Source organism: Streptomyces diacarni, assembly GCF_003323715.1.
Classification (GTDB): domain Bacteria; phylum Actinomycetota; class Actinomycetes; order Streptomycetales; family Streptomycetaceae; genus Streptomyces; species Streptomyces diacarni.
Genome location: NZ_QOIN01000046.1, coordinates 163524 through 175292, shown reverse-complemented (window position 1 = coordinate 175292; position 11769 = coordinate 163524). Strand labels below are relative to the sequence as shown.

Below are 11769 nucleotides of genomic sequence, written 5' to 3'. Positions count from 1 at the left end.
CCGGATCCTGGGTACCCCGGGTGGACGGGCGCCGGGTGCCGGGGAGGAACCGGGAAGGAACAGAAGCCGGGCACCGAGCGTTCAGATGGGGGGCAAGCACGAAGAGAACCCGAAACAAACGTAAGGACCCCTCGCGTGAGCAACGTTCCCACCACCACGCTCAACAACGGCGTCGAGATGCCGCAGCTCGGCTTCGGCGTCTGGCAGGTGCCCGCCGACGAGGCGGCCACGGCGGTGACCACGGCGCTGGAGTCCGGCTACCGCAGCATCGACACGGCCGCGGCGTACGAGAACGAGGAAGGCGTGGGCCGCGCCCTCGCCGACTCGGGTCTGCCGCGCGACGAGCTGTTCGTCACCACCAAGCTGTGGAACTCCGAGCAGGGCCACGACTCGACCCTGCGCGCCTTCGACGCCTCGCTGGCCAAGCTCGGCCTCGACTTCGTGGACCTCTACCTCATCCACTGGCCGATGCCCGAGGTCGACAAGTACGCGGACACCTGGCGCGCGTTCGAGAAGATCTACGCCGAAGGGCGCGCCCGCGCGATCGGCGTCTCCAACTTCCAGCCGGCCCACCTCAACCGGCTGATCGAGCTGGGCGGCACCGTCCCTGCCCTCAACCAGATCGAGCTGCACCCGCGGCTCCAGCAGTCGGTGCCCCGCGCCTACCACACCGACCACGGCATCGCCACCGAGGCCTGGTCCCCGCTCGGCCAGGGCGGTGACGTGCTCGACGACCCGACGCTGACCGGCATCGCGGGCAAGCACGGCAAGACCGTCGCCCAGGTGGTGCTCCGCTGGCACCTGCAGCTGGGCAACGTGGTGATCCCCAAGTCGGTCACCCCCGCGCGGGTGCGCGAGAACTTCGACCTGTTCGACTTCGAGCTCACCAGCGAGGACATGGCCGAGATCGCCACCCTCAACACGGACACCCGGCTGGGCCCCGACCCGGACGACATGAACTGGCAGGGCTGATCCCCTCCCCGGCGCGGCCGGGTCCGCGCCGCACGCCGCCCGTGTCCTGATGCGGACCGGACTGCTCACCACCACGTGCCCGGTGGCACCCTCGGGGGTGCCACCGGGCATGTGGCGTCAAGGACCGAGCCGCGCCGTGGGCCCGGCTTCGGCCGTCAGCTCGCGCCGTGTCCCGGAGCGAGCTCCTCGATACGCCGGGCCAGCGCCACGTCCAGCTCGGTGATCTTCCCGCCGACGCTGTGCGTGTTGACCGTGACGGACAGCGAGTTGTAACCGAGCGTCAGCTCGGAGTGGTGGTTGAGCTCTTCCTGGACGGCGGCGATGTGCAGGGCCATCGCCGCGGCCGGCAGGTGGCCCGCCAGCGCGTAGGAGCGGGAGACGCTGTCGCCGTCGGTCGTCCAGTGCGGCAGACCGGCCAGCGCCTGCTCGGTCTCCTCGGGGGTCAGCGGCTGCGGCGCCATGGGATGCCCTTCCTTCCGAACGGTGCTTGCCTCTGCCTGTCAGCCTGCCACGCCGCGGCGGTCGCCGTCCGGCCCCCGCGGGCGCTGCGCCGAGACCGTCAGCCGGCCAGCCACATGTCGGGCCCGAAGACCTCGTAGTGGATGCGGTCCGCCGCGACGCCGCCCTCCAGCAGCTGGGCACGCAAGGCGCGCATGAAGGGCAGCGGTCCGCACAGGTAGGCGCGCAGCCCGGCCGGGAGGGTCACCGCGGCCGGATCCATGCGGCCGTCGCGGTCGGTGTACCAGGTGTGGGCGTGCGCGTCGGCGAGCTTGGCCAGCAGGCGCTCCCGCTCCTCGCGCAGCGCGTGGTCGCCCGGTGTGCGGTCCGCGTGCAGGGAGAGGACAGGGCCCTGGTGTCCCTCGTCGACCAGCTGGTGCAGCATCGCCTGGAGCGGGGTGCAGCCGATGCCCGCCGAGGCGAGCAGCACGGGGGTGTGCGCGTCCTCGGTGCGCAACACCAGGTCGCCGTACGGCGCCGAGACCTCAAGGCGGGAGCCGGCGCGCACGTGGTCGAGCAGGTGCTGGGAGACCTCGCCCGCGGGCGCGCCCGGGCGCAGCTCGCGCTTGACGGTCACGGCGTGGACGGGGTCGCCTGGTGCGCCGCTGAGGCTGTACTGCCTGATCTGCCGGGCGCCGTCGGCCAGTTCGGCGCGGACGGAGACGTACTGCCCCGCGCGAAAACGCGGGGCGGGGCGGCCGTCCGCGGGCCGGATACGGAACGTGGCCGTCTCGTCCGTCTCCTCGACCCGCTCGACCACCTCCCAGGGGCGCCAGGTTCCGCCGGCCTCGCCCGCCGCCACTCCGGCCTGCGCGTAGAGCCCGCGCTCGGCCTCCCGCAGCGTGTCGGCCATCAGCCAGTACACCTCGTCCCAGGCGGTGACCACCTCGTCGGTCGCGGCGTCGCCGAGCACCTCGCCCAGCGCCGCGAACAGGTGGGTGTGCACGATCTCGTACTGCTGCGGCGCGATGCCGAGCGAGGCGTGCTTGTGCGCGATACGCGTCAGCATGCCCTCGGGGAGCCGTCCCTGGGGGGTGACCAGTGCCGTGGCGTACGCGGCGATGGAGCCGGCGAGCGCCTGCCGCTGGGTGCCGGACGCCTGGTTGCCCCGGTTGAACAGGTGGGTGCCGAGTTCGGGGTGCGCCGCGAACATCCGGCGGTAGAAGAGCCCCGAGACCTCGTCGATCGCCTCGGCGACGGCCGGGAGAGTGGCTCGGACGATCTCGGCGGACTTCTGGGACAGGCCAGTGCTCACAGCACACTCCAAACTTGCATATCAGATTCATATTCAACGGCGCGGCACGCCGCTGCTCCCCCGGGGGACACGCGCTCAGCCGGCCGCGCCGCCCGGGCCCCGGCCCACCATTCCCAGCAGGACAGGCCCTGTGGGCGACCGGACGAGATCGGAGACGGTCAGCGGATCGAGAGTGGCGAAGAAGGCCTCCTGCGCGGAGCGGAGGGCCGAACGGAGCCGGCAGGCCCGGTGCAGCGGGCACGGGTCGTCGCCTTCGCACTCCACCACGTCGCCCGCGCCCTCGAACTCGCGCGCGAGCCAGCCCACCGACGCGGTCCGCCCTGCCGAGGTGAGCGCGAGGCCGCCACCCCGGCCGCGCCAGGTCTCCACCACGCCGAGGTGCTGGAGGCGGTTGACCACCTTCGCGAGGTGGCTGTACGGGACGGCCATGTCGTCGGCGACCTGCCGGGCGACACACAACTCGTCACCCGCCACCGCCAGCCGCATCACCACACGCAGTGCCAGATCCGTCGACTTCGCCAACCGCATGACAGCACCCTAATTAAATGTGAATCTGTTGTGCAAATTTTGTGCCTGCGGGGCGTTCTCCCGCGGAACCGCCACCGGCTCGTCGCACCACGCCCGCACCGCCCGCCTCCACTAGCGTCTGACCCGTGCCCCAAAACCCGCCCCGGCGCCACCGGGCAGCCAGCCTCACCCTGCACATCGGCCACGCGGAACTCGTCGTCCGGCAGCGCTACGAGGCGGCCAGCGTCGCCAACGACGCGCTGATCGCCGCCTGGTTCCTGATCGGCAGCATCATGTTCTTCTCCCCCGCGTGGACGCACACCGGCACCTGGTGCTTCGTCCTCGGCAGCGTCGAGCTGATGATCAGGCCCGCCATCCGGCTCACCCGGCAGCTCCACCTCCAGCGGCTGCGCGGCAGCGGTGACGACTCCGGCGCCCTCACCGCCTCCGACCAGGACTACTGACCGCCCCCTACGGGACCTCCCCGAAAGCGGGCATCAGGGATACCCCGGATGCCCGGTGTAGCTAGCTACACCGGGCCTGGAGGCCAGGCCCCCGGCGGGAGAGGCGTGCTGCGCGGCTGTCAGCACACCGGCACGGCCGGAAGGCTCGGGGACATGACGACAGCGACCGACACGGCCCGCCCACGCCCCGCCGCCGACGCCACCGCCGGCGCCCGCAGGGCCCGCCAGGGAAGCGACTTCTCCCGGCTCGCCGACCGGATCTCCGCCGCGGGTCTGCTGACCCGCAGGCCGCTCTACTACACCGTGCGCCTCACCCTGGTCGCCGCGGCGTTCGTGGCGGGCTGGGTCGCCCTGTTCACCGTGGGCACCTCCTGGTGGCAACTCGCGGTCGCCGGATACCTCGGCCTGGTCTACGGACAGCTGGCGCTGGTCGCCCACGACCTCGCACACCGGCAGGTCTTCCGCGGCCGCCGCGCCAGCGAGACCTTCGGCCGCGCGGTGGGCAACCTGTGCATCGGCATGTCCTACGGCTGGTGGATGAACAAGCACACCCGCCACCACGCCAACCCCAACCACGAGGACCTCGACCCGGACGTGGCGCCCGACATCCTCGTCTGGTCACAGGAGCAGGCGAGCGAGGCGCGCGGACTGCCCCGCTTCATCGGACGGCACCAGGCCGCGCTGTTCTTCCCCCTGCTGACACTCGAAGGCTTCAACCTCCACGTCTCCAGCTTCCGCGCGCTGCGCCGGCCGCACATGAAGCGCCGGTGGCTCGAAGGCGGCCTGCTCCTCCTGCACACGGCCGGCTACCTGACAGCGCTCTTCACCGCGCTGCCCGCCGGCATGGCCCTTGCCGTGCTCTTCGTCCACCACGCCGTCTTCGGCGTGTACCTGGGCAGCATCTTCGCGCCCAACCACAAGGGCATGCCCACCCTCAAGGGCGACGAGCGGCCCGACTTCCTGCGCCGCCAGGTCCTCACCTCCCGCAACGTGCGGGGCGGGCTGCTCACCGACGTCGCACTCGGCGGACTCAACTACCAGATCGAGCACCACCTCTTCCCCAGCATGCCGACGCCGCATCTGCGCAAGGCGCGGCCGCTGGTCCGGGACTACTGTGCCGAGCTGGGCATCTCCTACCACGAGACGGGGCTGGCGGCGTCCTGGCGCGAAGCACTGCGCCACCTGCGTGACGTGGGTGCCCCGATCCGCGACCGCGACCGGGCCTGAAGCCGCCGCGCACGTCACGGCACGCGGCCTGTGGGCGGGGTCAGGGGGTCGGGGAGAGCGGCTGGTTCCTCTCAGGCCCCGGGGCGGCGAGGGGCGAGGGGCCCGGCACGAGATGGGGCTCGGCGGACTCGGTCAGCCAGCGGCGCAGCACCCGGTGGATCGCCTGGGCGCCCACCAGCTCCTCCCCCGGTCCGACCGGGGGAGACAACTCCAGCGGGGAGAGGAGGAAGGCGTGGCTCTGCTCGCCGCCCAGCCCACCGTGCGAGCCGACCTGCTCCTCGAAGGCGTGCACCGCGCCCGTCGCCGGGTCGAACGCGGAGTTGACCATGATGTCGGGCGCGTGCGGGAACTGGGCCGTCCGCAGTACGGCCTGGGCCGCACCGGATCCGAACGGCGCGAGCGGGTCGCGCGGACCGACCACCTCGCCGGTCAGGAGCCGGTGTTCGCAGCCGCCCGCGCCCAGTACGACGGGGCCGTGCCGGGCGCTGCGCACCAGCACGAAACCGATCCCCTGGTGCTCGGTCAGCGTCGGCAGCAGCGCGGGCCGCAGCTCCTCGATCCGTTCCCTGGACAGCCGCCCGGGCACGTCGGGGAAGGAGATCAGGCCCAGGTTGCCGGAGGCCAGCACCACAGGCCCCCGGTCGCGGTCCGGCATGCGCGGGACCTCCTGGCCGCGCTCCTCCGGCCACCGCAGTGCCGCACGTGCCGAGGCGCGGGCCTCGGAGCCGCTGGCCGTCCGCCCGGCACGCCGGGGCACCTGGAGCCCGCTGCCCGCACGCACGAGCTCCTCCAGCGACAGCCCGTACGCCTCCTCGAACGTCTCGCCGAAGCTCTGGCCGTGGTCGGACAGCAGCACCAGACGGTACGGGCGCGGAGCCCGCGCGGCGACCTTGGCGATCAACTGGACCGACCGGTCGAGGCGGCGCAGCACCTGCCGGGTGTCCCGTCCGCGCGGCCCGGAGTGGTGGGCGACCTCGTCGTAGCCGACGAGGTCGGCGTAGACGGCGGTGCGGCAGCTGAGCATGTCCCCCAGCACGGCGGCCACCACCACGTCCCGCTCGACGACGGTGGCGAAGGCCCGGATGAACGGGTACAGCCCGCCGCGGCCCACCCGAGGACGCTCACGGCGCAGCAGCGCGCGCGTGGACTGGACCATCTCGCGCACGACCTCGGCGGCGAACGAGACGGCGGTGCGGGTGGCGTTGGCGGGATCGGAGAAGTAGGCGAAGTACCCGGCGCGGGAGCGGGTCTCCTTGCCCCGGCGCGCCGCGACGGAGAGCACCAGTGCCACCTGCCGGGCGCCGCCGGTGAACAGGTTGCCCCGGCTGGCGCCGTCCTGGGCGAGGAGCCCCTTGTCTCCCGTGCGCTCCATGGCCCGGCGCTGGAGTTCGGCCGCGCTGGTGGGCCGGTTGCTGACGACGACCTCGCCGCTCTCCTTCTCGTACCAGCGGAAGGCGGGGACGTCCTCGTTGCTGCCGTGCAGGATGCCCAGCTGGCTGGCGCCGGTCTGGCTGGACCAGTCGGTACGCCAGCGGGTGAGCCTGTGGGACCGCCCGTACAGCGCGGCCACGGCGGGCATCAGCGGCTCCCCGCCCTCGGGCGCCTCCAGCGCCTCCTTGAGTACCTCGTACCCCAGGCCGTCGAGCTGGAGGAAGACCGTTCCCGGTGTGGTGGGCGGCTCATACCTGCCCTCCCTGCGCTGCCGGCGGACGGCTATCCGTGCCAGCCTGCGGCGGTAGGCGCGATCGTCCCGCACCGCCAGGAACGCGTTGGTCGCCGAGGACGCCGCCGACATGGCGGCCGCCACGACCACGGCCATCGTCGGATCGGTGCTGCCACTGCCGTACGGGACCAGGGAGAGCGCCAGCCACAGCAGCGACCCGTTCAGGAAGAAGACGAGCAGCCCCAGGACCAGGGCGGGCACGAGCAGGAAGGCGCGCACCAGCAGCGGCCACACCAGAGCGCTCAGCAGCCCGAAGGCGCCGGCACCTGCCGCGGCCGTGACACCGATCACGGTGGCGCTGTCTCCGCTGGCGGACTGGAGGCGGAAATCGGGCAGCACGCCCGCCAGGACGAGCATGGTCAGGGTGCTGACCAGCCAGACCGCTGTGACGCGCAACGCCGTCACGCCCAGCCTGCGCCACGGAATCCGGGGAACGCGCACGTCCGTCAGGTCACCTCCCTCTCGCCCGAGGGGACATCCTCCCCTGTTGGGACATCCTCCACTTTTACACAGTCAGGTACCGCGCCCGGATCGCCCTTCGAAGTGGAGGCGGCGGCCGGTCAGCGCCGTCGCACGCTTAGGCTCGTACCCAGCGGACACCCGGCGACGGGGACCGCGAGCAGGACGGAGCAGCGAGCGGGAGGAGGAGCGCACGTGCCGGTCGAGATCACCTGGTGGGGACACGCCACGGCCACCGTGCGGGACTCGGGGGTCACGGTGCTCACCGATCCGCTGCTGGTGCGCCGCCTGGCTCATCTGCGCCGCAGGCGGGGCGCGCTGCCGCCGCCACAGGCGGCACGGGCCGACCTGGTGCTCATCTCGCACCTGCACGCCGACCATCTGCACCTCGGGTCGCTCGCCAGGCTGACCGAGGGCACCCGCGTCGTGCTGCCACTCGGCGCGCGGCGCGCCGTGCCGGGACTGCGGCGGGTGGCGCGGCGGCTGGAGCTGACCGAGGTGGCGCCGGACCAGACGGTGGAGGCCGGACCCGTGACCGTACGCGCGGTGCCCGCCTCGCACGACGGCCGCCGGCTGCCGGTGGGACGGCACGCCGTCCCCGCGCTGGGATACGTCATCGAAGGCGAGGAGCGCACCTACTTCGCCGGGGACACCGGGCTGTTCGAGGGCATGGCACAGGCCGTCGGCCCGGTCGACACGGCGCTGCTGCCCGTCGGCGGCTGGGGCCCGTTCCTGGGCGCCGACCACCTGGACGCGGGCCGGGCGGCCGAGGCCCTGGCACGGCTGCGGCCGCGCAGCGCGGTGCCGGTGCACTTCGGCACCTATTGGCCGGTCGGTATGGACGCGGTCAGGCCGCACGAGTTCCACTCCCCCGGCCTCGAGTTCAAACGGCTGGCCACCCACCCCGCACCCGATGTCACGGTGCATCTGCTGGGGCACGGCGAATGCGTGCGGCTGGAGGCGGACAGGTGAACGGTGCGCTCACCGACGGACTGAGCGCGGGCCTGACCAGCCTGAGTGCGGGCGCCACGGCGGACCTGAGCTCGGGCCTGGGCGGGCTGGCGACGGTCGCGGAGACCCTCTCCGACACGGTGGTCAGGCCCCCCGAGGCGACCCAGCAGGCCCTGGGCTACCCCTCGCTGTTCCTGCTGATCGTCCTCGGCTCCCTGGTGCCCGTCGTACCGACAGGCGCGCTGGTCAGCGGAGCAGCCGTGGTGGCACTCCACCAGAGCCTGCCGGTGTTCGCGCTGCTGACCGTCTTCGGCATCTCCTCCCTCGCCGCCTTCCTCGGCGACCTCGGCCTCTACTGGCTCGGCAAACGGGGCGTCGGCTCCAAGAACGGCTCCCGCTGGCTGTCGGCACTGCGCGAGCGGGCCGCGCCCGAGCGACTGGCCCAGGCGGACCGGAAACTGCGCGAACACGGAGTCGCCGTGCTGGTCGTCTCCCGGCTGGTGCCCGCCGGACGCATCCCCGTGATGCTCGCCTGCCTGCTGGCGCGCATGCGCATGCGGGAGTTCGCGCGCGGCGACGTGCTGGCGTGCCTGGCCTGGTCGGCGGTCTACCAGCTCATCGGCGTGGCGGGCGGCTCGCTCTTCCCCCGCCCCTGGGAAGGCGTGGCGGCGGCCATCCTCCTGACGGTGCTCGTCAGCGTCGCCCCTTCACTGTGGCGCCGGGCGCGGGGGCCGCGCGCATCCGAGCAGTGACGCGCGGCCCCGGCCCGGTGGCTGCGACCCCGGCCCTGCGGCTGCGGCCCCGGCCCTGCGGCTAGGGGTGCGCGGGTTCCAGGACGCGGGAGGCGCCCACCGGAAGGTCCCACAGGTCCTCGCGCGGGAGTTCCGCCTTGCGCCAAGCGGCCCGTACCCGGGTCAGCGGCTCCAGCGGGGGCTCCTCCGAGAGCAGGAACGTCGACCAGTGCATCGGCGCCATCCGGGGCGCGCCCAGATCCTGGCAGGCGCGCACCGCCTCCTCCGGATCCGTGTGCACCGGACGCAGCATCCAGCGCGGGTCGTAGGCGCCGATCGGCAGCAGCGCCAGATCGATGCCAGGAAAGCGGCGGCCGATCTCACCGAACCAGTGCCCGTACCCGGTGTCGCCCGCGAAGTACACGCGCTGCTTGTGCCGGTCGGTCAGCACCCAGCCGCCCCACAGTGAGCGGCAGGTGTCGGTCAGGGAGCGCTTGGACCAGTGGTGCGCCGGCACGAAGTCGAAGCGGACCCTGCCGCCTCCCGGCTGCGCCCGGGACGAGCCCGCCGGGGACGGCAGCTCGGCGCCCTCCCACCAGTCCAGCTCGGTGACGGTGGTGAAGCCGCGCTTGCGGCACCAGCCGCCCAGCCCCGCGGGGACGAAGAGAGGCGTGTCACGCGGCAGCCTGCGCAGCGTCGGCGCGTCGAGATGGTCGTAGTGGTTGTGGGAGATGACGACCGCGTCCACCTTCGGCAGGTCCTGCCAGGCGACGCCCACCGGGGTGATCCGGGCGGGCGTGCCCAGGATCTTCCGCGACCAGACCGGGTCGGTCAGCACCGTCAGACCGCCGATGCGCACCACCCAGCTGGCGTGCCCCGCCCAGGTGACGGCGACGGTGTCGGGCCCCGGATCCGGCATCGGGCCCGGCGCGAAGGGCAGCTTGGGGATCTCCTCGGCCAGCGCCGAGGAGACCGGCCGCACCGCGCCCTCCCTGGCCAGCCGGGCCAGCGCGCGGACACCGGGCAGCGGCGAGGTCAGCCGGTCGGCGAAGGAGCGCGGCCACATGCGCCGCGCCCCCACCGGGCGCGGCGGGGACACGGCGGGCGGCGGCGGCCGCAGGAGCACGTCGGTCGGCCCGTGGCGGGCCGCGCCGCAGGCGGACGCCGGTCTTTCCGACGGCTCACCGTCCGACGGGGGGCTGTCCGGCGGGAGACCGCCCGGCGACGAGCTGCCCGGCCGTGGACCGTCCGGCGGGGGGCCGTCCGGCAGCGCACCGGTCGAGGGCGTGCCGGGGGTGAGCTCGCCCGGCGACGGCGTACCGGGGGTGGGCCCGCCCGGCGACGGCGTACCGGTCGACGGGGCGCTGAAGGGAGCGGCCCCTTCCCGTGCCGGGTTCTCACCCGACGGGGACGCGGCGGTGGAAGAGCGCTCAGAACGCTGCCCGGTCCGATCGGTCATCTAATGAGGGCTCCCATCCGTGAGGTCGGTCAGCACCGACTGCACCTGTGCCAACGCCTCAGCCGCGCCCGGCGATTCCTCCGGCACCGGGCCCGCGGGGCCGCGCTGCCGTGCCCCCGGCACCGGCCCGGCGTCGGCAGGCCCCGCGGCGGTGGAGGAGACGGTGGGGGCCACCGGGGCGACGGCGGCGGAGGGGCGGGGCGAGGCGCCGCCGAGCGCCTCCGTCGACAGCCGCACCCGCAGCTCACGTGGATCGTCACCGAAGCGGTGCCCGCCCTCCGCGTACGGCCCGAGGCGCCGCACCAGCTCCGCCTCCAGGCCCGGCGCGTCGGTGATGCCGCGCGCGGCGAGCCGGGTCCTGAGCTGGTCCAGGTCGGCGTAGACGTGTCGGCCCAGGTGGGGCGGGCGGCAGGTGGCTCCGGCCTCGGTGACCGCCCCGTGGAGCATCCAGGCCAGCCGGCCGTGCCGACGGGCATCGGCGTCCCGGCGGGAGCACAGCTGGGCGGACTCGGACAGCGCCGCCTCGGCCGCTTCCGCCGCCCGCTCCGACAGCCCCGAGCCGAGCAGGCCCAATACCTCGTGCACCTGTTCACCGAGGAGTGCGCCGTCGCGCGTGGCGGAGAACCGTGCGACGCCCGCGCACAGGTCGGGCTGCGGCAGCGCGGCGCCGAGGTCGGTGAGGACCACCACCTGCTCGGGACGGCCCGCCTCCGCCAGCATCTGGGCCGGACTGACCACGACGGTGTCGCCCGCGGCGTGCGAGGTGTCGCGCCACGTCTCGTCGCTGACCAGCAGCAGCTCCTCGGCGACGGCCGCCTCGCACACCTCATGCAGCAGTTCGGGCGGTGCGGCCGTGCCCGTGACGTCGTCGGCGACGGAGAGCACCAGCGCGTGCGGCGCCTCCCCGGCCGCACGCGCCCTGCGCACCGTCTCCAGCAGCGCGAAGGGGTCGGGCACACCACCGCACTCGGCGGGCACCGGCACCGTGCGCACCGGCTGCCCCAGCAGGTGCGCCTGCGGCGCGTACCACGACGCGCACGGGTGCGGCAGGAGCACGCCTGCCGCACCCGGCCGCTCCTGCCTGCCCGCGGCCGCCAGGACGGCGAGCAGCAGCAGTGGCGCCGCGGGAGCCACTGCCACCTGCGCCGGCTCGGTCGGCACACCGCGTCGCCGCCAGTACCCGCACGCGGACTCCCGCACGGCGGCCAGGCCGGCCAGGGGGCGCGGGCCCGCGCCCCCTCCGCTCCCCTGGCCGGTGCGCCGCATATGTGCCGCCTACCCGTAGATCAGACAACCGTCTTGTGTACACCTTCGCAGACGGCGGTGACACCGGCATCGCCGACACGGAGGCCCCCGTGCCGGAGCACGGTGCCTCGGCGGTCGGCCGCGCTCCCGTCCGGGACAGGGCTCTCAGCCGCGGGTCGTGACCGGTGCCGGGGCGTGCCCGCGCCGGGCGCGCCCGCCCGTCCCGGAGGCCTGCTGGTGCTCCCGGTTGCTGTCGGTGACGGTTTTGGTGTGGGCGT

11 protein-coding genes are annotated in these 11769 nt (G+C 73.8%); 5 read left to right on the top strand and 6 right to left on the bottom strand.

Features of this window, described 5'->3' with window-relative positions:
• The first annotated feature begins 135 nt into the window (after window positions 1-135).
• A complete protein-coding gene (locus tag DTL70_RS17670) occupies window positions 136-972 on the top strand; it encodes an aldo/keto reductase (protein ID WP_114022914.1) in 837 nt (278 codons plus the stop codon).
• 155 nt (window positions 973-1127) lie between these two features.
• Here the strand turns inward: DTL70_RS17670 and DTL70_RS17665 are convergent, their stop codons facing one another.
• From DTL70_RS17665 to DTL70_RS17655, 3 genes are all read right to left on the bottom strand, one after another.
• Window positions 1128-1433 (bottom strand): 4a-hydroxytetrahydrobiopterin dehydratase, encoded by a 306-nt coding sequence (locus DTL70_RS17665; RefSeq protein ID WP_114022913.1) that lies wholly within the window; start codon window positions 1431-1433, stop codon window positions 1128-1130.
• A gap of 98 nt (window positions 1434-1531) precedes the next feature.
• Window positions 1532-2725: a globin domain-containing protein gene (locus tag DTL70_RS17660; protein ID WP_245979437.1), complete on the bottom strand. Its 1194-nt coding sequence runs from the start codon at window positions 2723-2725 to the stop codon at window positions 1532-1534.
• 75 nt (window positions 2726-2800) lie between these two features.
• The gene (locus DTL70_RS17655; protein ID WP_114022912.1) at window positions 2801-3253 is read right to left on the bottom strand and encodes an RrF2 family transcriptional regulator; all 453 of its coding nucleotides are present in this window, start codon (window positions 3251-3253) and stop codon (window positions 2801-2803) included.
• Between the two features lie 125 nt (window positions 3254-3378).
• Between DTL70_RS17655 and DTL70_RS17650 the strand changes: the two genes are divergently transcribed.
• Together DTL70_RS17650 and DTL70_RS17645 are read left to right on the top strand one after the other, a co-directional pair.
• Window positions 3379-3696: a YrhK family protein gene (locus DTL70_RS17650; RefSeq protein ID WP_114022911.1), complete on the top strand. Its 318-nt coding sequence runs from the start codon at window positions 3379-3381 to the stop codon at window positions 3694-3696.
• Window positions 3697-3849: 153 nt separating this feature from the next.
• The gene (locus DTL70_RS17645; RefSeq protein ID WP_114023196.1) at window positions 3850-4923 is read left to right on the top strand and encodes a fatty acid desaturase family protein; all 1074 of its coding nucleotides are present in this window, start codon (window positions 3850-3852) and stop codon (window positions 4921-4923) included.
• Between the two features lie 40 nt (window positions 4924-4963).
• Here the strand turns inward: DTL70_RS17645 and DTL70_RS17640 are convergent, their stop codons facing one another.
• Window positions 4964-7087, bottom strand: a complete 2124-nt coding sequence (locus tag DTL70_RS17640; RefSeq protein WP_114022910.1) for a phage holin family protein — start codon at window positions 7085-7087, stop codon at window positions 4964-4966.
• A gap of 213 nt (window positions 7088-7300) precedes the next feature.
• Between DTL70_RS17640 and DTL70_RS17635 the strand changes: the two genes are divergently transcribed.
• Both DTL70_RS17635 and DTL70_RS17630 read left to right on the top strand, forming a co-directional pair.
• The gene (locus tag DTL70_RS17635) at window positions 7301-8077 is read left to right on the top strand and encodes an MBL fold metallo-hydrolase (protein WP_114022909.1); all 777 of its coding nucleotides are present in this window, start codon (window positions 7301-7303) and stop codon (window positions 8075-8077) included.
• A gap of 77 nt (window positions 8078-8154) precedes the next feature.
• Complete coding sequence (locus tag DTL70_RS17630; RefSeq protein WP_245979464.1) at window positions 8155-8808, top strand: DedA family protein; 654 nt, start codon at window positions 8155-8157, stop codon at window positions 8806-8808.
• Between the two features lie 61 nt (window positions 8809-8869).
• On the opposite strand, the gene DTL70_RS17625 is transcribed toward DTL70_RS17630, so the two are convergent.
• Complete coding sequence (locus tag DTL70_RS17625) at window positions 8870-9913, bottom strand: MBL fold metallo-hydrolase (RefSeq protein WP_245979436.1); 1044 nt, start codon at window positions 9911-9913, stop codon at window positions 8870-8872.
• A gap of 333 nt (window positions 9914-10246) precedes the next feature.
• On the bottom strand, window positions 10247-11512 hold the full coding sequence (locus tag DTL70_RS17615; RefSeq protein ID WP_114022906.1) for an aminotransferase class I/II-fold pyridoxal phosphate-dependent enzyme: 1266 nt from the start codon (window positions 11510-11512) through the stop codon (window positions 10247-10249).
• Window positions 11513-11769: the final 257 nt, after the last annotated feature.